Raw genomic sequence first — 23,215 nt, forward strand, 5'->3', positions numbered from 1 at the left:
ACTTTAAAAAGCAACCAAAACGTCATAAGAAGTATAAAAATAGTTAAAAAAAATCACAACTAACTGTAAGAAAATACTATATACATTAACAAATTCTTGCTTTGTTAAATTATGTTTAACAATACATTTAAATTATAATTACACCCTATTTATAAATTAAATCAAATGTTTGCCATTTAATAAAAATAACTATATTTGCAGCTCGAAAGAAAGGCTTTCGTGTACATAACAATCATTTACAATAATATTAGAATGTATTTAGATCAAAAAGAAAAGGAAGAGATTTTTGCTAAACATGGTAAAAACGCTCAAGACACAGGTACTGCTGAAGGGCAAATTGCTTTATTCACTTACAGAATTAACCACTTAACAGAACACTTAAAGAAAAACCGTAAGGATTATAACACTGAGCGTTCACTTGTAAAATTAGTAGGTAAACGTCGTTCATTATTAGACTACTTAACTAAAAAGGATATCTTAAGATATCGTGCAATTGTTAAAGAATTAGGATTAAGAAAATAATCTAAATAAAAAGACCACGCTTTTCAGCGTGGTTTTTTGTTATATCATAACTCGATTTGGAAGAGTCTAAACTCCAATATAGAAGAAGCTAATTACAGTTTTTCATTGGTCATCACAACTACTACTACCACACACAACACAACGACCATTGTTTAATTAGAATTAAAAAAATTTATGATTCCAAAAGTTTTTAAAGAGGTCATAGACCTTGGTGACGGAAGAGAAATCTCTATCGAAACCGGAAAATTAGCAAAACAGGCACATGGATCTGTTGTTGTACAATCAGGAAACTGTATGTTATTATGTACATTAGTTTCTAACTACAAGCAAAGCGACGTAGACTTTTTACCACTAACGGTAGATTATCGCGAAAAATTTGCTGCAGCAGGACGTTATCCTGGAGGTTTCTTCAAAAGAGAAGCAAGACCAAGTGATGGAGAAGTATTAACAATGCGTCTTGTAGACCGTGTTTTACGTCCATTATTCCCAAAAGATTACCATGCAGAAACACAAGTAATGATTCAGTTAATGTCTCATGACGAAAATGTGATGCCTGACGCTATGGCTGGATTAGCTGCATCTGCTGCAATTCAATTATCTGACGTACCATTTGAAACTCCAATCTCTGAAGCTAGAGTTGGTCGTATTAATGGTGAGTTTATCATCAACCCAACACGTGCGCAATTAGAAGAATCTGATCTTGATATGATGATTGGTGCTTCTGCAGACTCAGTAATGATGGTTGAAGGTGAAATGCTAGAAATATCTGAAGAAGAAATGGCTGAAGCAATTAAATTTGCTCATGAAGCTATTAAAGTACAATGTGCTGCTCAAGTAAGATTAGCTGAAGCTTTTGGTAAAAAAGAAACACGTGAATATGATGCTGAACGTTCTGATGATGAATTAGCTAAAAAGATTTATGACTTAGCATATGATAAAGTATATGCTGTAGCTAAAGCTGGATCTTCTAAAAAAGAAAGAAGCAATGCCTTTTCTGAAATTAAAGAAGAAATAAAAGCAACTTTTAGTGAAGAAGAATTAGCAGATTATGGAGATTTAGTATCAAAATATTACGCTAAAGCAGAAAAAACTGCAATACGTAACTTAACATTAGACGAAGGTTTACGTTTAGATGGACGTAAAACTGACGAAATTAGACCAATCTGGTGTGAAGTAGACTACTTACCATCAACACATGGGTCTTCGGTATTTACTCGTGGAGAAACTCAAGCATTAGCAACAGTAACTTTAGGAACCTCTAGAGAAGCTAACCAAATAGACATGGCTTCTTATGAAGGTGAAGAGCGTTTTTACTTACACTACAACTTCCCTCCTTTTTCAACAGGAGAAGCAAGACCTTTAAGAGGGACTTCTAGACGTGAAGTTGGCCATGGTAATTTAGCACAACGTGCATTAAAAAATATGGTACCAGCAGACTGTCCTTATACAGTACGTGTTGTATCAGAAATTTTAGAATCTAACGGATCATCATCTATGGCAACTGTTTGTGCAGGAACTATGGCACTTATGGACGCTGGTGTTAAACTTAAAAAACCAGTTTCTGGTATTGCAATGGGTTTAATTACAGATGTAGAATCTGGTAAATACGCAGTATTATCTGATATTTTAGGTGATGAAGATCACTTAGGTGATATGGACTTTAAAGTTACAGGTACAGCAGACGGAATTACTGCTTGTCAAATGGATATAAAAGTTAAAGGATTATCATACGAAATTTTAGTGAATGCACTAAAACAAGCTCGTGATGGTCGTTTACATATTTTAGGAAAAATAACAGATACTATTGACACACCTGCAAGTGATGTTAAAGGGCATGCTCCAAAAATGGTTACAAGACGTATACCTAACGAGTTTATTGGTGCTTTAATTGGACCTGGAGGAAAAGTGATTCAAGAAATGCAAAAAGAAACTGAAACTACAATCGTTATTAACGAGGATCCAGTTACAGAAGAAGGTATTGTTGAAATATTAGGAGTTGGTAATAAAGGTATTGATGCTGTTTTAGCAAAAATAGACTCATTATTATTTAAACCTGAAGTAGGAAGCGTATACGAAGTTAAGGTTATCAAAATGTTAGATTTTGGAGCTGTGGTTGAGTATGTTGAAGCTCCTGGAAATGAGGTTTTATTACACGTATCTGAATTAGCTTGGGAACGTACAGAAAATGTATCTGATGTTGTAAACATGGGAGACGTTTTTGATGTAAAATACTTTGGCGTAGACAAACGTACACGTAAAGAAAAAGTATCTAGAAAAGCTATTTTACCAAAACCAGAAGGTTTTGTAGAAAGACCACCAAGAGATGATAAACGTTCTGGTGGACGTGATAATAGAGGGAGAGATAATCGTGGACGTGATAACAGACGTGATGATCGCAAACCTAGAGACACAAAAAAAGAAGACTAATTCTTTTTAAACTCAAAATAAATTTAAAAGCTCAACATACTGTTGAGCTTTTTTTATGCTAAAAATTTGTATCAATAATCGCTAATACAATAAAATTAAACAGCTAATTATAAAGTTTTCTTAAATAGACCTCAACAAACATCCAAACGTTACTAATGTGACGTAACACTTGTAAACATCAACTAAATATTAAATATTTATATGAATACAAATTACGCTAATACAAATTCAAAAAAAACATTTAAAGAAAAACTAACACAATATTTTCAAAAATTTAATGGTTCTGAAAACGTATCAACGTCTCAAAACAAAATGGTTCTTTTAAGTACTTTTCTATTAATCATGTTGGGTTTATACTTCTTTTCTGTATTTCATAATGACTTTGAAGTATTTAATGCAATGCAAGCACAATCAGCCATTGGATTAACTTTTATTACAATTGCTTCCTTTTTATTTTTTTATAAAGTATTATTTTTTGCATACACTGCTTATAATTTCTATAAATACAAATCTATTGCTTCAGTATCTGATAATGAATTACCAACATGTACAGTAATTGTTCCTGCTTATAATGAAGGTAAACAAGTCTGGGAAACATTAATAAGCTTATCAAAAAGTAACTACCCAAAAGAAAAAATACAGTTATTAGCAATTGATGATGGAAGTCTTGATGATACTTGGGATTGGATTAAAGATGCAAAAAAACAACTTGGTGATACATTAGAAATTTATAAACAACCCAAAAACAAAGGTAAAAGACACGCACTATACAGAGGTTTCAATTTAGGAACAGGAGATATTTTTGTTACAGTCGATAGTGACTCTATAGTTACTGAAGACACCCTAAGAAACTTAGTTAGCCCATTTATTGTTGACGAAAAATGTGGTGCTGTCGCAGGAAACATTAGAGTATTAAATAATAAAAAAGAAATGCTTCCTAAAATGCTGGACGTTAGTTTTGTAATGAGTTTTGAATTTGTTAGATCTGCCGAAAGTAATTTAAACTCGGTATTATGTACTCCTGGAGCATTAGCTGCCTACAGACGTAGTGCTGTATTTAAATGTTTACCAGAATGGATTGAGCAAAAATTTATGGGACAACCTTCAGATATTGGAGAGGATAGAGCGATGACAAACATGATTTTAAAACAAGGCGAACATGTACTTTTCCAAAGTAATGCTGTTGCCTATACAAATGTTCCTGAAGAATATTTAGGACTATATAAAATGTTTATTCGTTGGGGAAGAAGTAATGTTAGAGAAAGTTTGGAGATGGCAAAATACGTATTTACAGATTTTAGAGAAGGTAATAAAACAGGAACTAGACTTTTATTTATAAGTCAATTTGCAGAACTTATAATGAGTTTCCCTTTTATGCTTTTTATGCTATTTTTTGTATTAGTACATCCTTTACTATTTTTTGGATCTACTTTAGTTAGCATACTAGTTTTATCTACATTTTCATTAATATTTTACACTAATCGTCATAAATCTACTCAAGGGTTTTGGGCATATTCATATAGTATTCTTTACACATTTGGATTGTTTTGGATAACACCTTATGCTATTGCAACAGCAAATAAAAGAGGTTGGTTAACTCGTTAATTGAAAAAAAACATTCAAAAATAATATCAAACACCTCTGCTAAAACAGAGGTGTTTTTATTGAAAACAACACGTAATTACAAAATTGTCACCGACAGACTGTCACAATTACCTAGTAACTAGTTTTTACCAAATTATAGATTTAGTTACATATGAAGACTAAATCTATAATTTGATAATTATGATCATAAATTCTTAAAAATATCAAATTTATTTAAATCAATCTTTCACTTTGGCACTATCGCATAGTAATTGATGCTATTATAGTACTGACAGTTAATTTATTAATTAAAACAAATTATGAAAGTATTAGTAATAGGAGCCGGAAACATGGGTTTAACTTATTCTGAAGGAATGATAAATTCTTCATTATTAAATAAACACAAATTAAGAATATTTGATACCGATCCTAAAAAAATTGAAACATTAAGACAAGAACCAAAATTTAATGTATATACATCATTAAAAGACTGTTTGCCACAAGCAGACATTATTTTTTTAGCAGTAAAACCATATCACTGTGAAGACCTATTTACAGAAATGATCAACCTGGTAAATAAAGAACAAATTTTTGTGTCTCTAATGGCAGGTGTCACAATAAAGTCCATTCAAAAAGGATTAGGCATAAAAAAAGTGATTAGAACCATGCCCAATTTACCAGCAAAAGTTGGTAAAGGAGTGACTTCATATACTGGAGATACTTCAGTATCTAAAGTAGAGTTACTAATGATTAGACATTTATTAGATACAACAGGTACATCTATTGAGGTAAGTAGCGAAAACTTTATTGATGCTTCAACAGGAATTTCTGGTAGTGGTCCTGCTTATGTTTTTTATTTTATGCAATCTATGCTTGAAGCTGCTTTAAAAATGGGCTTTTCAGAATACGACTCTAAAGTACTTGTAAGTAACACTTTTGAAGGTGCAATTGAATTATTTAGTCAAAATGATATCTCTCCAGAAAAATGGATAGACAAAGTCGCCTCTAAAGGCGGAACAACTCAAGCTGCAATAGATAGTATGGAAGATAATAATGTAAAACAACTTATTCAAGATGCTGCATATGCTGCTTTTGATAGAGCTGTAGAATTAGGAAAAGAAAAATAAAATGGAAAATGACATTAAGCGCGTGGTTGTAAAAGTAGGTACCAATGTGCTAACAAATAAAGATAACAGAATATTAGGACCAGTATTAAGGGAATTAGTAAGACAAATTGCTGTACTGTATGAACGTGATATTAAAGTCGTTTTAGTATCCTCAGGTTCAGCAATAGCTGGAAAAGAAATTTTAGGAAACACAAAAATTGAAGACTCGTCAATACGACGTCAAGTCTACTCCTCTGTAGGTCAACCAAGAATGATGAGACATTATTATAGTATTTTTCATGATTACGGAATGCGTTGTGCACAAGTATTAGCCACAAAACGAGATTTTGACTTAGGTAAATACAGAGAAAACATGATTAATTGTTATGAAGGTTTACTATCCGAAGGTATAACACCAATTGCTAACGAAGATGATGCTGTATCACTAACCATGTCCATGTTTACAGATAATGATGAGTTAGCTAGTCTTGTTGCAGAATTGATTGATGCTGATAGGCTAATTATTTTATCAGACACAGATGGATTATATACAGGACATCCAGATGACGAAGACTCTGTTAAGTTACACGAAGTTAAAACCAATGAAAATGTCGAAAAATATGTTTGTGCTTCAAATAAAAAAGAAGGTGAAGGTCGTGGAGGAATGGCTTCAAAATTAAGAATTGCTAAGGTGACAGCACGTAAAAACATACCAACATATATTGCTAATGGTAAACGCAAAAATGTTATGGTAGACATTATAAATAATAAACAAATTGGCACAAAATTTATTTGTGCCTAATTAAAATACACAACAATGAAACTTTTAAATACAGATACTAAAAACAATGTTTTAAAATCTATGTTACAGATTTTAGACAATGAACGAGAAAATATTATTGCTGCAAACAAAAAAGATTTGGACGCTTTTAATAAAGAAGATCAAGCTTTATTTGATCGTTTAATTGTAAACAACAAAAAAGTAAATGAAATGATTGAAGCCGTCAAGGCTGTTTTAAACCAAGAAGATCCTGTTGGAAAAGAGCTATCTAACTTAACTCTTAAAAACCAACTTAACGTTGTTAATTCAACTGCGCCTTTTGGCACTATTTTAATTATTTACGAATCTAGACCTGATGTTACCATTGAAGCTTCTGTCTTAGCGTTTAAAGCCAATAATAAGATTTTATTAAAAGGTGGTAAAGAAGCATTAAATAGTAACTTAATATTAGAAAAATGTTGGCATAAAGCTTTAGAGGATAATGGACTGTCTAAAGACTGGATTAAATTATTACACTTAAAAAGAAACGAAACACAAGCCTTTTTAAAAAATCCTACTGAACAATTAGATCTAATTGTGCCAAGAGGTGGTGAACGCTTAATTAATTTTGTAAAAACACATGCTACATGTGCTGTTTTAGTTAGCGGTAGAGGTAATAACTTTTTATACGTTTCAGAACAGGCAGACTGGAGTAAAGCTGTTGGTATTATTATTAACGCAAAGACAGATAAAATTTCGGGATGCAATGCTTTAGATAAAGTTTTAATTAATAAAAACATCCCTGAATATGAATTAAAACTAGAAATGCTTCAACAAAAATTAGAGCAACATAAAGTTACTGTAATGTCTGATAATAAGGTTAACAAAATTTTAAATTCAACAAAAAAAATAACAGAAGCTAATGTTTGGAATGAGGAATTTTTGTCTAGAAAATTACTGATAGGAGAAGTTTCAGATTTAGACGAAGCTATTAAAATGATTAATATACATTCCGGAAAACATTCGGCAGCAATCATAACCGAAAACAACAATGAAGCTTTACAATTCATGAATCAAGTTGATAGTGCTGCAGTATATCATAATGCCTCAACAAGATTTACTGATGGAGGACAAATGGGTGTTGGTGCAGAGTTAGCCATAAGTACAGACAAATTACATCATAGAGGACCATTGGGACTAAAACAACTGGTAACCAATAAGTATTATGTTTTTGGTGATGGCCAAGTTAGAGTTTAATAAAAAGTAAACTTAAATTATCTTTAACATTGAATAAATAAAAAAACCTCAACTTAAATTGAGGTTTTTTTTATGATTTGACGCAACCTTTTTGACTTTTACAGACTATAGGTAAAGACAAAAAGCTAAAATCATGAAAAAATCTATTAATCTATTAATTGCTTTCACATTATTAATCTCTTTTTTTGCTTGCCAAAACGAACCAATTGGCGGAATTGATATCAGTGCTGAAGAAACAATAGCTGTTAACTCTGAACTCTATAACAATTTAACAAGAATAACAGATAATCCTGAAAGCGACTTACCAACAACATGTGTAAATTTCAATTATCCAATAACAATGTATACTTTTAATCCTGAGTTACAATTATTGGCTACTACTTTAATTGAAACTGATGCTTTATTTCTAACCTACTTAAATAACCTTGAAGAAGATTATTCTATTAGTTTAAGCTACCCAATTACGACCCAACTAGAAGATGGCACCACTTTTAGTATCAACAACAATGAAGAATTAAAAGAAAACATTGAAGCATGTATTGAAGACATTGAACTTATTGAGTCTGAAGCTGTATTACAATTAATAAACAATTGTGTTTGGAAAGTTGGATACACTAGAAACACAGATAATCCTTACTTAGGTGCTATATTTAATGAAGATAATGGGTCTACTGCATTTACATATAATGAACAATTACTTTTTGGATCATGGACTACATTATTTATTGAAAATGAATTACACATTAACATTAGTTTAAATAATAGCGCAGAAGTTGGCGAATATTTTAACTTTGACTGGAAAGTTGAGTACCTAGACTCTAATTCAATACAATTGACAAATGGTGACAAATCTTTTGTAATACATCAGTACTGTGATGATGATTATGCATTATGTACCAATTTTCTTTTTGAAGAATGTGAACTAGAAGACAATTTAGACGTTGCCGAATTTACCTTTGACGATTATAACTTCTGTATTAATAACATTCTTCAAACAGATGATTCAATTACAGATCTTATATTTTTTGAAACTGAAGATGACGCAATAAATAATACAAATGCTATACCATCTGATCAAGTGTATTTAAACACATCACAGTTTCAATATATTTATGTACGTGTACAAAACTTAACAGATGACAACTATTATATAGTTAACATTTACTTGGTAGCAACACCATGTTAATACTAAATTAAAAAATGATTTAAACAATAATATTGGAACTAGAGCAACTTATAAAATCCTGCAAAAGGAACAACCTAAAAGCACAAGGTGATTTATATCAAAGATATAAGGACACATTGTACCTTCAGTGTTTAAAATATTCTAAAAACAAAGAAGAAGCTCAAGACAATTTACACGATTCGTTTATTGAAATATTTAAAAGTATAAAAAAGTACAAAAATAAAGGGTCCTTTGAAGGATGGATGAAACGTATTACCATCAACCTAGCTATTAATAAATATAAAAAAGAAGGACCCTTAAATATTATAATTAATAATGATATATTAGAGGACACTACTGTTACTGACGAGGAATTAAATCTTGAATTGACTAATATTTTAAACTGTATACAAGAGCTACCTAACCAATACAGACTGGTGTTTAATTTATATCAATTAGATGGTTATTCTCATAAAGAAGTTGCAAAACTTTTAGGCATATCAGTTAATACATCAAAATCTAACTTACACAGAGCAAAAGTGTTATTAAAGGAAAAAATCATTAAATTAAATCAAACCAAACCTAGATTATACTATGGAAGTTAATAAAGACATTGGTAACGGAATTAAGGACCGACTTGAGGATCTTAATATGACTCCTGACACTATGGTTTGGGATAAAATAGAAATAGACTTAAAAAAGAAAAAGAAAAAACGCTTTGCTTATTTCTGGTTCCCTTTAGCAGGTGTTTCAATATTAGCCTTGATTTTTATTTTATTTAACACTAACGGTTCAATCAATAGTAAAACAAACGTTACAAAAGGTAATAAACAAACACTAAGCCCAAAACCTGAATTAAAAACAAAAGACTTAAATGTCATAAGTAACAATTCTAATCTAAACGTTAATTCAACAAAAATCAGCAATAGTAATACTACTAAAAATACTCAAATTACAACTGCTAACAATAGCATTACAGTAAGCAATAGTTATTACATTAATAACAAAACCGCAAGTAACAAAAATAATACACCTTACAACAACCCTAAATTTGGGACTAATAAAAACAATACTAATATAGCATATAAAACTATACCAAAACAACTAAGTTTAAATAGTAGTCAAGAGCTTAAAAACAGTAATGGTAATGGTAATGGTAACGGTAATGGTAATGGTAATGGTAATGGTAATGGTAATGGTAATGGTAATGGTAATTTAAAGAATACAAAGAAAACAGATAGTTTAGTCAACATAAAGACTAAAGACAGTGTATCAAATGAGAATAAGTTAAAAGAAGAAAAAACCTCAAAAAAAGACAGTATTAACACACCTGAACTTAGACGTTGGAGCGTATTACCTTTTGCATCAATAGATCAATTTAGCAGTTTTAATCATACTACAACTAATAATAAATCAAGTAATTATGGTATTAAATTTAATTATTTGGCTACAGAAGATTTATCGTTAAGAATAGGAGTTTCTAAATTAAATTTAAACTTTACAACCAATGAAGACACCTTTAATTTTACCGAAAAAATAAGCTATATAGAAATCCCTTTAGAAATAAAACAAAAATTAATAAGAGGAAAAATTAACACATCTATTGTTGCAGGTCTCAGTTATTTACTATTAGAAGACGCTTCAATATACACTGATGGAATACCCAACAATTTAGGCATAGATAGTATAGAAAATACTAACATGTCTGTAAACTTAGGTTTAAGTTTTGACACTTTGATTATTAATAAACTTCATTTTGTCATAGAGCCTATGTTTAAATACCATTTTAAACCCCTGGAAAATAGGTTAAAATCCAAAACTTATACACTTTCTATTCTTGGTGGTTTAGAGTACAAATTTTAAATAAAATTAGTCTACAAAGCCTATCATTAGTGATAGGCTTTTTTTAGAAACCATCAGAAACTATATAATATTCTAGGCGTTAAACTTAAACTTCCAATATCTTGCCTTAAAGCGCCTTCTATTTTATAAGGCGTATAATTTAAGCCAATACTAAAGGTTAACTCTTCGTTGTTTCTAAACTTTTTGACATAATCTAAATTTGGAGATAGCAACAATGCTGTCACAACTTCGTATTTTTCCTCATCTTCATTACCTGAATAAAAAGGATTTCTAGCATCTGTTTTAATTATGGAAGCTCCAATACCCAAACTAATATGAAATTGATTATTCACCTTTTGACTAAGGTTTTTATTAAACCTCAACATTGGATTTATCATAAAAGAAGCTTTTGCTTGAATGGTATCTAAAGTTCTTACATATTTAAAAGGTTGTTTTTGATCCGGAACTATAAATTGCAATCCAAACTGAAGCGATTTTTTTTCAGTCACCGGAAAATCTAAACTAAGTTCTACCAAAGGAGAAACACCAAAATATTTTGATAAATCGCCTTGTGGCAACAAAACACCTCCTCCTATTTTAAAAGTTACACGTTTAAAATAATCCTGATATTGATTACTGTAGGGTTTATAAATGGTATCGTTTTGAGCGTTACTAAAAGGCATTATAATTATAACAAAAAGTATAAATAATATATGTTTCATGATAAAAAGGTTTATTTAATTGAAACCAAAACTATTGTTATAATCACGTTTTAAATGGTCCAATTCACAAATTGAAAAACTAAATTTTGCGATAATCACAAATTTTATTATTTTTAATCATGTTTCAAACTGCCTTTTTAGAATTTTTAAAAACCGAATTACCAACTAACACCTCTACTATTGAGGCTGTCGCTACTGCTTTAGATATTAGTTATGATGCTGCACATAGACGTGTAAGCTTGAAAAGTAAATTGTCTTTAGACGAAAGTATTACCTTGGCTAAATACTACAACATATCTTTAGACAGGTTATTTGAAACAACATCTACTGAGTTTGTTAGTATTGAAAAAACAAAACACATTGAAAACGAGTCGCAATTACAACAGTATTTTGAGGACTCTTACCAATCTTTATTACCCTTATTAACGCTAAAGGATAGTAGCATACTATATTCAGCTAAAGACATTCCTTTATTTTATAACTTAAATGGTGATGCACTAAGTCAGTTTAAATATTATGTTTGGCTTAAATTATTAAATCCAAAATTAGCAACTAAAAGCTTTGATAATTTTGCACCAAGCACTTCACTAATCATAGCTGGTAAACAATTAGCTAGCTTGTATAATAATTTAAATACTCAAGAAATTTGGGATGTTACAACTATAAATAGTACACTAAAACAAATTCATTACTACTATCAAGCGGGACAAGTTAACTCTAATACTGCTTTAGAATTATGTGATTTATTAAAACAATTAATTCAATCTATTTTTAATAAGTTGTTGTCCAACACTAATCCTTTTATGTTATTTTACAATGAATTACACTTAATGAATAATCATGTTTTGGTTAGTGCTACTAATAGCCAACTACTTTACGTCCCTTTCACCTTATTATCTTATTACAAAACCGAAGATAAACACACTTGTCAAGAGGCTGAACGCTTTTTAAAAAAGCAATTACAAAACAGTAAATTATTAAATACTGCTGGAGAAAAGGAACGTAACAGTTTTTTTAATAAGCTATTTGCAAAAATTGAAGCTTTAAAACAACTTATAACTGCTACACAACTTTTAGATTTTGAGTAAGTCGCATCAGTAAGCGCGTTAAGGATAGGAGTGGCATCCTTTTTTGTTTTTTTTACAAAAAAGATATAACGGACAGCCTGACGTTTTTAAGCCTTTTTGGGGCTTAAAAAGGGAACGCCAAATAAAAAAAGAGAAGAGATTGAAAAATAATCGTCAGTTTTTGTAACAAATTATATCTTTGCTACGTATAACTAATGATAGCAATATATTCATTAAGATTAAATATCACACTTTTTTAGATGAGACAACTTAAAATTACCAAGCAGGTTACTAATCGTGAGACTGCATCGTTAGATAAATATCTACAAGAAATTGGAAAAGTTGACCTAATTACTGCTGATGAAGAGGTAGAATTAGCGCAACGTATCAAAGCTGGAGACCAGATAGCACTAGAAAAGTTGACTAAGGCTAACTTACGTTTTGTTGTATCTGTGGCTAAACAATACCAAAACCAAGGGTTAACACTTCCGGATTTGATTAATGAAGGAAACTTAGGATTAATTAAAGCTGCACAACGTTTTGACGAAACACGTGGTTTTAAATTTATATCTTATGCTGTTTGGTGGATTAGACAGTCTATTTTACAAGCTTTAGCTGAACAATCTAGAATTGTACGTTTACCGTTAAACAAAATTGGTTCTATTAATAAAATTAATAAAACTTTTGCTCACTTAGAGCAAGCTCATGAACGTCCACCAAGTCCAGAAGAAATTGCTAAGGAATTAGATATGACTATTAACGATGTTAAGGAGTCAATGAAAAATTCTGGTCGTCACGTAAGTATGGATGCGCCTTTAGTTGAAGGTGAAGACTCTAACTTATATGATGTTTTAAACTCTGGTGAGTCACCAAATCCTGATCGTGAATTATTACACGACTCTTTACGTACTGAAATTGAGCGTGCTTTAGAAACCTTAACACCACGTGAAGCTGATGTTATTAGACTATACTTTGGTTTAGGTAACCAACATCCAATGACTTTAGAAGAAATTGGTGAAACTTTTGACCTAACCAGAGAGCGTGTTAGACAAATTAAAGAAAAAGCTATACGTAGATTAAAACATACGTCTAGAAGTAAAATATTAAAAACTTACTTAGGTTAACACCTAAGTTACGATAACAAACAGTTATTCATAACTGTTCGTTTTTTGATTGATGAAGAACCCGAAGCTGATTACTTCGGGTTCACTCATTTTAGACTTTTACTATTATATTTTATAAACTTTTTTATATTTACTGTTAAATATTACCATTATGTTAAAAACTATCTGTTATAAAAGTGAAGCTAACTCAAGGCTTGAGCTTATGGATTTTGAAGCGCTTTTTAACCAAACACAATTAAAAAATGATAGTCATAACATTACTGGTGTTTTGGTTAAAAAAGGGGATTTGTTTTTTCAGATATTGGAAGGCAATCCAATTATTTTGGACACAGTGTATGAGGATATAAAAAAGGACCACAGACACTCAAAACTCACCGAATTATTAAACAAGCCTATTAAACAACTTAATTTTAAGTCTTTTGATATTGGCTATTCTGTTATTAAGGATACTGAAACCTTATATAGTCTACAAAGTTTTATTAAAACTTTACAGGATAATAATGTTGAGAACAGTGATTTCTTTTTTAAAATTATTGAATCCCTTTTAGAGGACAACTAATAAAAAGTAGTAGTTTTGCAAAAACAACACAAAACTAAAATAAATGTCTTCAAAATTAATTGCTCCTTCCATGTTAGCTGCCGATTTTGGCAACCTACAACGTGATACCGAAATGGTAAACAATAGTGATGCAGATTGGTTTCATATAGATGTAATGGATGGTCACTTTGTACCAAACATATCTTATGGAATGCCTGTTATTGCTGCTATTAAAAAACATGCCACTAAACCTTTAGACGTGCATCTAATGATAGAAAAACCTGAACGTTACATTGAGGAGTTTGCTAAAGTTGGTGCAGATATTATTACTGTACACCACGAGTCTACTGTACATTTACATCGTACCCTTAGACAAATAAAAGATGCTGGTTGTAAAGCTGGTGTCGTACTTAATATTACTACTCCTGTAAGTGTTTTGGAAGACATCTTACCAGAATGTTATATGGTATTATTAATGTCTATTAATCCTGGTTTTGGTGGACAAAAATTTGAAAATGTAACCTACCAACGTGTTAAAAAACTTAGAGCTATGATTGATGCCCAAGGTCTTGACACAAAAATTGAAATTGATGGTGGTGTTACTGATAAAAATATAAAGCAATTGGTTGATGCTGGTGCTGATGTTTTTGTTGCTGGTAGTCATGTTTTTAAAAGTGATAATCAACCAGAAACAATTAAAAACCTTAAAGCTTTAGCTAACTCATAATATCAAAAAAAGGCTCCAATATTTTGGAGCCTTTTTAAATTACTTAATAAATTGATTATTTCCCCTAAAACTGATTTTTTAAGTAATTTACAAATGTCATTATTATAGACATATCTTTTATTATCTATGATATAAAATTAAGATAATGCTTTGTAATTAAATATGACATATATCAGTTTAAGAGCTATTAATACCCTTTAAAATTAAAGTTAAGCATTTGCTTGACCTTATTATATATTTGAGGAAATTGAGCTTTAAATTGCGTTGGAGTCTCAATAAAGTTCTCTACCACTACTGCAATAAATTCAAAGTTATTTTCAAATGCATAATCTCTGAAATAATCTGAGTTTACCATTTTATTTTTATAAGACTGGTTAATCTTTAAAAAAGATTCTAATTCTTCAATTCCTCTTGTAAACAAGTAGGCTGTTACATCGTTACTATATTTAGGCTTTAAGTAACTAATATGTAAAGCATGTATAAACTCATGTATACCTAAATTTAAATTATCATCCTCAATTTTGTAACCTATTACAAAATCTTCCCACGAAAGGATTACTGCTCTAAAAGCAGGATTAAAATGCCCTTTGTGGTAATTTTCATCTAGATTAGAATAAAATACAGAAGGATAAATTAAAATTTTATCTACAAATTTTATAGAATAATCCCGATAACCAAATGTTAACATTATAGCTGTTGCAGAGACTAATACGCGATGATCTTCTTGGATAATGACTCCGTCTTTACCAATAAACTCTGTATATTTTATAAACTTGTGCAATCTGTGCCTAAAATAACGTTGTTCATTTTCATTTAAACTATTATAGAATTTAAACTCAGATTCTAATATGCCTCTTTGAACTGAAGTAACATCATTAACTTTTAAGTACAAATGTCTTATTAATGGTTTTCCTCTAAAATAATCTATATAAATACTTTCAATAAATTTAAACAACCAGATTGTACCAGCGACAATAACAAAACAAACAATTAATATAGTTAATACACCTAAAACATATTTATAGACCAATGGATTTTCTTGAAGCTCGGTATTTACTGATTGAAGCATTAACATTATATTTTTTTATAGAACAAAATACCATTTTAATTACTAACACAAATGTTTTTAAAAACAAAAAAACCTCATTGAAATTAAATTATTCAATGAGGTTTAAATTATAAAACTCCAGAAGAAGCTTACAATATATTTATCTTCTTAATTAAGCCAACTTAGCTTTTACTATTGTTGAAATGGTTTTTCCATCTGCCTTACCAGCTAGCTGTCCACTAACCATTCCCATTACTTTACCCATATCTTTCATGCCTTCTGCACCAATGCTAGCAATAATTTGCTCTACAACTGCTGTGATTTCTTCAACACCCATTGCTTCAGGTAAAAACTGACTTATAACCTCAGCTTCTGCTAATTCTGGCGCAGCTAAATCTTCGCGTCCTTGATCTAAAAATATTGCAGCACTATCCTTACGTTGCTTTACTTGCTTTTGTAAAATTTTAAGCTCTTGCTCTTCAGTCAATTCTTGTTTAGCTCCACTTTCTGTTTGCGCTAATAATATAGCAGATTTTACTGCTCTTAAAGCTGTTAACGCTACTGCATCTTTACTTTTCATTGCCTCTTTTAAGGCAGTCATTATATCTTTAGATAAACTCATTGTAATTTTGTTTTGAAATACGAAGATACTAAATTGTTATTATTTTACTGACTATACTTAACATAGTCAAGAGATAAATTAACACAAATAAAAAGCCAAAAAGCTTTAGTAGGCTTTTGGCTTTTTAATAAATTAATACTTAAGAATTAATCTACATTATCATGTAAAAATGAATTATTACTTCTTAATTGAATATCATCATTATCATCTACACCTAAAGATGTTCTAGAAATATTATTATCTGAAGAATGTTGTCTATTTTCTAACTCTAAACCTTGACGTTTGTAAGCTGGAATTTTCTCGATATCTTCAATTTTAGAACTATTAAATTTATGATTGAAGTTTTTCATTTTCTTTCTACGCTCATCAGCTCTGCTTTTTAACAATTCTGAAATCGGTGTATTCATTGGGTCTACTTCTGTTTCGACCTCTGGTAAAATTTCTTCTATTTTAACCTCCTCATTTACAACCACTTTTTTCTCAAATACTATATCTTCTTCTACCTTAGGTTTTGACTGATTAGTTTTGTTTACAACAATTTCTTCTTCTTCAAAATCGTCTAAAGTATATCTAACTTCTTCCGTTTGATTGCTCTGTACAGTTGGAGTCACTTCTACAAAATCATTAACATCAATGTTACTAACCTCTTCTGATAAATCTAAAATCACTGGTTTTTCCTCTTCAACAACAGGTGTAGCTTCTGGCTCTGATATAGGCATATCAAAACTTAAAGTTATTTGCTGTTTTTGCTCTTGTGGAATGTCGTCTATTTTTTGTTTTACAGCATTAGTACTTGTAATATTAAATTGTGCATTCTCATCTACTAAAGGATCAACCTGCGTAAAATTAACATCAATATTTTTTAAGGCTTCAGTTGTTGGAATAACATCATTATTTGGTGCTGTTCGGTTTTGACTGTTAACCTGAGCTATTTCTATATTTGATAATTGATCTTCAGTTTCTTCATCAACATCTAAAGTATGTTTTACAATTGCTTTAGGTGGCTCTGGCTTAATTACTGGTTGACTTGCAACTATTTTTGAAGCTGGTACGTTAGGCTTTTTAGTTAAATCTTGTTCCATGTTTTGGTCGTCTTCCAAAGCATGAATTACTTTTTTAGTTTCGGTATTAGAAATTTCATTTTGTTGTTCTACATCAAAACCTGTAGCAATAATCGTTACAGAAATTGATTCTTCAAGATTTTCATCCTCACCAACACCCATGATAATGTTTGCACCATGACCAGCTTCATTTTGAATGTGGTCATTAATTTCTCCTATTTCATCGATAGTAATTTCTTGAGCACCAGAAACGATTAGCAACAATACGTTTTTGGCTCCTGTAATTTTATTATCGTTTAATAAAGGCGAATCTAATGCTTTTGATATTGCTTCATGAGCACGATTTTGACCTGATGCAGATGCAGAACCCATAATAGCTGTACCACTATTACTTAATACTGTTTTAGCATCACGTAAATCTATGTTTTGTGTATAGTGATGTGTTATTACTTCTGCAATACCACGTGCTGCAGTGGATAACACCTCGTCAGCTTTAGAGAAACCAGCTTTAAAACCAAGGTTACCATAAACTTCACGAAGTTTATTGTTATTTATAACTACTAACGAATCTACTTCTTTACGAAGTTTTTCGATACCTTCTTGAGCTTGCTCATTACGCATTTTACCCTCAAATTGAAAAGGCATAGTAACAATACCAACAGTCAAAATGTCTAAATCTTTAGCCATTTTAGCGATTATTGGTGCTGCTCCTGTACCTGTTCCTCCACCCATTCCGGCTGTTATGAAGATCATTTTTGTATTGGTATCTAACATACGTTGGATGTCATCAAAACTCTCTACAGCAGATTGTTCTCCTACGTTTGGATTGGCTCCTGCACCAAGTCCTTCTGTTAAATTTAAACCTAATTGGATTTTGTTTGGTACACCACTATTTTGTAATGCTTGTGCATCTGTATTACAAATAACAAAATCAACCCCTTTAATGCCTTGTAAGAACATGTGGTTGATCGCGTTACTTCCACCTCCTCCAACACCAATAACCTTAATGACGTTAGATTGGTTTTTAGGTAGGTCAAATGCTATGTTTTCGAATTCGTTGTTGCTGCTCATAAATTCTATTTTACTGGATCAATTATTATTATTCTAGCGATACATACATCGCTTATTGTATTATTATTTATATTACTCTGCGTTATCTAAAAAGTCTTTGACTTTATCAGTAAACGTCTCTAAAAACGATTTTCTGCGTTTTTTTGGTGGTTCTATTTTTTCTTCTTCTGGCATTTCTTGATTTGCCTCTTTTACTTCTTGTATTTGTTCTTCAATTTTTTCTTCAATTTTGATACGGTCTTGGCGTTTTAGTCCATCCATAACTAATCCTACTGCTGTTGCGAATAATGGACTTGTGATAGCATCATCACTATCTCCAGCAAGATGCTCGTTTGGATACCCAATTCTGGTGTCCATACCTGTAATATATTCTACTAACTGCTTTAAATGCTTTAATTGGCTTCCTCCACCTGTTAAAACTATACCTGCAATTAATTTCTTTTTTTGTTCTTCGTGTCCATAATTTTTTATTTCTACAAAGACTTGCTCAATAATTTCTACAACTCTTGCATGTATTATTCTAGACAAGTTTTTAAGTGTAATTTCTTTTGGATCACGTCCTCTTAATCCTGGTATTGAGACAATCTCATTGTCTTTATTTTCTCCTGGCCAAGCACTACCAAATTTTATTTTTAATAGTTCGGCTTGTTTCTCTATAATAGAACACCCTTCTTTTATGTCTTCAGTTATAACATTACCTCCAAATGGTATTACAGCTGTGTGTCTTATTATTCCGTCTCTAAAAATTGCTAAATCTGTTGTACCTCCACCTATGTCTATTAATGCAACACCAGCTTCTTTTTCTTCTTGACTTAATACTGCATTTGCACTTGCAAGAGGCTCTAGAGTGATTCCTTCTAATGTCAAGCCTGAACTTTGTACACAACGTCCAATGTTTCGGATAGACGAGACTTGACCTACAACAACATGAAAATTGGCTTCTAAACGTCCACCATACATACCGATTGGTTCTTTAATTTCGGCTTGACCGTCAATTTTATATTCTTGAGGTAATACGTGTATAATTTCTTCACCAGGAAGCATGACTAATTTATGTACTTGATTGATTAGTCTGTCTATATCATTATCGTCAATTACAGTATCACTATTTGGTCTAGTAATATAGTCGCTATGTTGTAAACTTCTAATATGTTGTCCTGCAATACCAACAGTCACACCTTCTATTTTTAGTGCTGCTGCAGCTTCTGCTTCTTGGATTGCTAGTTGTATAGACTGAATGGTTTGCGTGATATTATTTACAACACCACGATGTACACCCAAACTTTTAGATTTACCAATACCTAAAATTTCGACTTTACCATATTCATTTTTACGACCTATCATAGCCACAATTTTTGTGGTTCCGATATCTAATCCTACTGACAAGTTTTGTTCCATAACTTATGCTTTTGTACAAACAACTTGATTACCAAATTGTAAGTTTACTTTACTGTAATTTTTTAAGGTTTTATCTTTTGTAGCCTTAATATAAAACGCTTTTAGATTGTTAACTTTTTTATCTAACTGATCTAAACTGCCTAATTGGACTACAAAATTACACTGTCTTAACTTAAGATCTATAGTATTATTCTTGTTTTGTTGAATTTGTACAACATGTTTTTTTAAAAATTCGTCTTCTTGAATTTTTGATGCTACTATAAAAATCTTATTTAACTCTTTTTTATTAATAAATCCAGTGACAATTGGGACACGCTCTGTGTAGTTTTTTGATAATGGCATATAACCACCATTGTTGTCTACATAGTAAGTCGCATCTGTCACTACTCTAGCAATTGGCGTTTTTTGTTTAACCTTTGCTATTAAATTACCAGTTACAGTTACATAAACATCTGCATACTGGACCATTGGGTTTTGGTTAAGTGTTGTTTCTAGGATGTTCAAATCTAAAATTTCTTTAGATGTGTTACTGACCTCTTGTTGATTTTGTATTAACAACTTACTAACATCTTCATGCGTGATAAACAGGTTTTTATTACCTATAAATTCAACTTGAGGTTTGGATACCACTCTTTTTGCATTTCTAACTGAAGAAAACGCATACAAAAACACTACTAAAATTAGTAGGACACTCATTTTTATATAGTTCCAGTTAATCTTCATTTATTAATGCTTGTTTTATTTTTGAAACTTCTGCTCCAATATCTCCTGCTCCAATTGTTAAAACAATTTTAGCGTCACTTTGTTTTATATTTTTAATTAATGTGTCCTTAGACACTAATTGTTTGTTGTTATTATCTATTAGACTCAATAACCATTCCGATGTTACGCCTTTAATAGGCAACTCTCTTGCTGGATAAATATCCAATAAAATAACTTGATCGAATTGCGCTAAGCTTTTAGCAAAATCTTGAGCAAAATCTTGAGTTCTAGAAAACAAATGTGGCTGAAAAACAGCTACAACTTTATCGTTTGGATACATTTCTCTAACAGCTTGATGGACTGCGTTAATCTCTTCTGGATGATGTGCATAGTCATCTATAAATACCAAATCATCTGTTTTAATTTGATAAGTAAACCTACGTTTTACACCTTTATAACTTGCTAATGCTTGGATTAATTTATCATGAGGTATTCCATACTCTATGGACATTGCTAAAGCCACTAAAGCATTTGATAGGTTATGTCTACCTGGTAAGTTAAACTGAAATTGTTTAAACAAACCTTTTGGTGTCTTTACGTCAAAAACATAAGTTCCGTTTTTGATGGTTATATTTTGAGCTGAATAATCTGCATCATCCTCAATACCATAGGTGATACCATCTAAAGGCAATCCATTTTTAACGAATAGCTTTCCGTTAGGCTTTAATTTTTTTGAAAAATCTTTAAAAGTTTTTATTAATTCTGAAGCATCACCATAAATATCTAAATGATCTGCATCCATGGATGTTATACAAGCTAAATCTGGACTTAGCGTTAAAAACGAACGATCAAATTCATCTGCTTCAACAACACTAACCTCGTTTCCGTTAAGGATAAGATTAGAATTATAATTCTCGCTAATACCACCTAAAAAAGCAGTTAAAGACACATCACAAGCATTTAATAAATGTCCTAAAATACTTGTAGTAGTCGTTTTACCATGTGTACCAGCCACAGCTAAACAATAGGTGTTTTGTGTTATAACACCTAAAATTTCTGATCGTTTTAAAACTTTAAATCCATTGTCCTTAAAATACACTAATTGACTGTGTGTTTTAGGCACAGCTGGTGTGTAAACGACTAAGGTCGTTTCGGGATCTAAATAATTAGCCTGGACATTAGCAATTTCATCTTCAAAAACCACCTCTACACCTATATCTTGTAGGCTATTAGTAATTTCTGTTTGAGTTTTATCATAACCAGAAACCTGCTTATTACTTGCTTTAAAATAGCGAGCAATTGCAGACATACCAATACCTCCAATACCAATAAAATAGATGTTATGTATTTTAGATAAATTCATTATTTATTTAGCAATTTTTCAACCTCATCAACAATATGATTGGTTGCATTTACTAAGGCTAATTTTTTTATGTTATTACTTAATTCTTCTTGCTTTTCTTTGGAAGCAACTAGTTGTCCAAATTTATTTTTAAAATCAACTTTTAAATCTTCTTGAGCTATTAAAACTGCTGCATTTTGTTTAACAATAGCTGTAGCATTTTTAGTTTGATGGTCTTCTGCAACATAAGGAGAAGGCACAAAAACAACTGGTTTACCTACAATACAAAGCTCGCTAACCGAACTTGCTCCTGCTCTAGAAATAATAAAATCAGCTGCTGCATAAGCATAATCCATTTTATTAATAAATTGGTGCACTTGTACATGCTTAGTATTACCATACAACTTATATGTTTGGTAATACAGTTTACCACATTGCCAAATAATTTGCAGATTTAAAGTTTGCAGATAATCTAGTTCACGCTCTAACAATTCATTGATTGCTTTTGCTCCTAAACTTCCGCCTAACACTAAAAGTGTTTGTTTACCTTCTACTAAATTAAAATGTTTGATAGCCTCTGCTCTTTTTGAGGTTATATCCAACAAATCTTGACGTACAGGATTACCTGTTTTAATTATTTTTTGTTTAGGAAAAAAACGCTCTAAACCATTATATGCAACACAAACTTTTTCTACTTTTTTAGCTAACAATTTATTGGTGATTCCAGGATAAGAGTTTTGCTCTTGTATTAAACAAGGAATACCCTTTAAAGCTGCTACTTGTAATAATGGTCCACTAGCAAATCCACCAGTACCAATAGCGACATCAGGCTTGAACTGTTTTATTATTTTTCTGGCATTCCATAAACTACTGATTAACTTAAACGGAAACATCATGTTTTTTAATGTCAACTTACGTTCAATACCAGTAATCCACAGACCTTTTATGTCAAAACCTGCTTGTGGTACTTTTTCCATTTCCATTCTATCTTTTGCTCCTACAAACAAAAACTCAGATTCTGGAAAACGCGACTTAAGCTCGTTAGCAATAGCAATAGCAGGATAGATGTGACCACCAGTACCACCACCAGATAAAATAATTTTATATGTTTTATTATTATTTTTCACTTT

Annotated in this window: 21 protein-coding genes; 13 read left to right on the top strand and 8 right to left on the bottom strand. The window is 31.0% G+C overall.

Going from position 1 to position 23,215, the window contains the following annotated elements:
• Window positions 1-252: 252 nt before the first annotated feature.
• The 9 genes from rpsO (at window position 253) to ITB9_RS09055 (ending at window position 10,684) form a co-directional block, all read left to right on the top strand.
• Window positions 253-522 carry a 30S ribosomal protein S15 gene (gene rpsO, locus ITB9_RS09015; protein ID WP_028289067.1) on the top strand — a complete coding sequence of 90 codons (270 nt, stop codon included), beginning with the start codon at window positions 253-255 and terminating at the stop codon, window positions 520-522.
• A gap of 174 nt (window positions 523-696) precedes the next feature.
• A complete protein-coding gene (locus tag ITB9_RS09020; protein WP_054851964.1) occupies window positions 697-2,949 on the top strand; it encodes a polyribonucleotide nucleotidyltransferase in 2,253 nt (750 codons plus the stop codon).
• A 201-nt stretch (window positions 2,950-3,150) separates the two neighbouring features.
• Complete coding sequence (locus ITB9_RS09025) at window positions 3,151-4,554, top strand: glycosyltransferase family 2 protein (protein ID WP_054851965.1); 1,404 nt, start codon at window positions 3,151-3,153, stop codon at window positions 4,552-4,554.
• A 299-nt stretch (window positions 4,555-4,853) separates the two neighbouring features.
• Complete coding sequence (gene proC / locus ITB9_RS09030) at window positions 4,854-5,660, top strand: pyrroline-5-carboxylate reductase (RefSeq protein ID WP_054851966.1); 807 nt, start codon at window positions 4,854-4,856, stop codon at window positions 5,658-5,660.
• 1 nt (window position 5,661) lies between these two features.
• Window positions 5,662-6,441: a glutamate 5-kinase gene (proB, locus tag ITB9_RS09035; protein WP_054851967.1), complete on the top strand. Its 780-nt coding sequence runs from the start codon at window positions 5,662-5,664 to the stop codon at window positions 6,439-6,441.
• A 15-nt stretch (window positions 6,442-6,456) separates the two neighbouring features.
• Window positions 6,457-7,656 (top strand): glutamate-5-semialdehyde dehydrogenase, encoded by a 1,200-nt coding sequence (locus tag ITB9_RS09040; protein ID WP_054851968.1) that lies wholly within the window; start codon window positions 6,457-6,459, stop codon window positions 7,654-7,656.
• Between the two features lie 133 nt (window positions 7,657-7,789).
• Window positions 7,790-8,842: a hypothetical protein gene (locus tag ITB9_RS09045; protein WP_054851969.1), complete on the top strand. Its 1,053-nt coding sequence runs from the start codon at window positions 7,790-7,792 to the stop codon at window positions 8,840-8,842.
• Window positions 8,843-8,874: 32 nt separating this feature from the next.
• Window positions 8,875-9,426 (top strand): RNA polymerase sigma factor, encoded by a 552-nt coding sequence (locus tag ITB9_RS09050; protein ID WP_054851970.1) that lies wholly within the window; start codon window positions 8,875-8,877, stop codon window positions 9,424-9,426.
• Window positions 9,416-10,684: a hypothetical protein gene (locus tag ITB9_RS09055; protein WP_054851971.1), complete on the top strand. Its 1,269-nt coding sequence runs from the start codon at window positions 9,416-9,418 to the stop codon at window positions 10,682-10,684. Before ITB9_RS09050 ends, ITB9_RS09055 begins: the two co-directional genes overlap by 11 nt.
• A gap of 53 nt (window positions 10,685-10,737) precedes the next feature.
• On the opposite strand, the gene ITB9_RS09060 is transcribed toward ITB9_RS09055, so the two are convergent.
• A complete protein-coding gene (locus tag ITB9_RS09060) occupies window positions 10,738-11,385 on the bottom strand; it encodes a hypothetical protein (RefSeq protein WP_148638423.1) in 648 nt (215 codons plus the stop codon).
• Between the two features lie 119 nt (window positions 11,386-11,504).
• Here ITB9_RS09060 and ITB9_RS09065 point away from each other — a divergent pair, with 119 nt between their 5' ends.
• From ITB9_RS09065 to rpe, 4 genes are all read left to right on the top strand, one after another.
• Window positions 11,505-12,473 (top strand): hypothetical protein, encoded by a 969-nt coding sequence (locus tag ITB9_RS09065; protein WP_054851973.1) that lies wholly within the window; start codon window positions 11,505-11,507, stop codon window positions 12,471-12,473.
• A gap of 239 nt (window positions 12,474-12,712) precedes the next feature.
• The gene (locus ITB9_RS09070; protein WP_028289079.1) at window positions 12,713-13,576 is read left to right on the top strand and encodes an RNA polymerase sigma factor RpoD/SigA; all 864 of its coding nucleotides are present in this window, start codon (window positions 12,713-12,715) and stop codon (window positions 13,574-13,576) included.
• A gap of 151 nt (window positions 13,577-13,727) precedes the next feature.
• The gene (locus ITB9_RS09075) at window positions 13,728-14,135 is read left to right on the top strand and encodes a BLUF domain-containing protein (protein ID WP_028606573.1); all 408 of its coding nucleotides are present in this window, start codon (window positions 13,728-13,730) and stop codon (window positions 14,133-14,135) included.
• Between the two features lie 43 nt (window positions 14,136-14,178).
• The gene (gene rpe / locus ITB9_RS09080) at window positions 14,179-14,841 is read left to right on the top strand and encodes a ribulose-phosphate 3-epimerase (protein WP_054851974.1); all 663 of its coding nucleotides are present in this window, start codon (window positions 14,179-14,181) and stop codon (window positions 14,839-14,841) included.
• Between the two features lie 187 nt (window positions 14,842-15,028).
• Here the strand turns inward: rpe and ITB9_RS09085 are convergent, their stop codons facing one another.
• From ITB9_RS09085 to murG, 7 genes are all read right to left on the bottom strand, one after another.
• Complete coding sequence (locus ITB9_RS09085) at window positions 15,029-15,910, bottom strand: zinc-dependent peptidase (protein ID WP_187294263.1); 882 nt, start codon at window positions 15,908-15,910, stop codon at window positions 15,029-15,031.
• Between the two features lie 151 nt (window positions 15,911-16,061).
• Entirely contained in the window at window positions 16,062-16,511 is a 450-nt protein-coding gene (locus tag ITB9_RS09090; RefSeq protein WP_028289083.1) for a GatB/YqeY domain-containing protein, read from the bottom strand.
• 146 nt (window positions 16,512-16,657) lie between these two features.
• The gene (gene ftsZ / locus ITB9_RS09095; protein WP_054851976.1) at window positions 16,658-18,643 is read right to left on the bottom strand and encodes a cell division protein FtsZ; all 1,986 of its coding nucleotides are present in this window, start codon (window positions 18,641-18,643) and stop codon (window positions 16,658-16,660) included.
• A gap of 72 nt (window positions 18,644-18,715) precedes the next feature.
• Window positions 18,716-20,041: a cell division protein FtsA gene (gene ftsA / locus ITB9_RS09100; RefSeq protein ID WP_028289085.1), complete on the bottom strand. Its 1,326-nt coding sequence runs from the start codon at window positions 20,039-20,041 to the stop codon at window positions 18,716-18,718.
• A gap of 3 nt (window positions 20,042-20,044) precedes the next feature.
• Entirely contained in the window at window positions 20,045-20,737 is a 693-nt protein-coding gene (locus tag ITB9_RS09105) for a cell division protein FtsQ/DivIB (protein ID WP_261975587.1), read from the bottom strand.
• 16 nt (window positions 20,738-20,753) lie between these two features.
• Window positions 20,754-22,106 carry a UDP-N-acetylmuramate--L-alanine ligase gene (gene murC / locus ITB9_RS09110; protein ID WP_054851978.1) on the bottom strand — a complete coding sequence of 451 codons (1,353 nt, stop codon included), beginning with the start codon at window positions 22,104-22,106 and terminating at the stop codon, window positions 20,754-20,756.
• Complete coding sequence (gene murG / locus ITB9_RS09115) at window positions 22,106-23,212, bottom strand: undecaprenyldiphospho-muramoylpentapeptide beta-N-acetylglucosaminyltransferase (RefSeq protein ID WP_028289088.1); 1,107 nt, start codon at window positions 23,210-23,212, stop codon at window positions 22,106-22,108. Before murG ends, murC begins: the two co-directional genes overlap by 1 nt.
• Between the last annotated feature and the right edge of the window lie 3 nt (window positions 23,213-23,215).

The sequence above is a fragment of the Olleya sp. ITB9 genome, assembly GCF_001315805.1.
GTDB classification, from domain to species: Bacteria; Bacteroidota; Bacteroidia; order Flavobacteriales; family Flavobacteriaceae; genus Olleya; species Olleya sediminilitoris.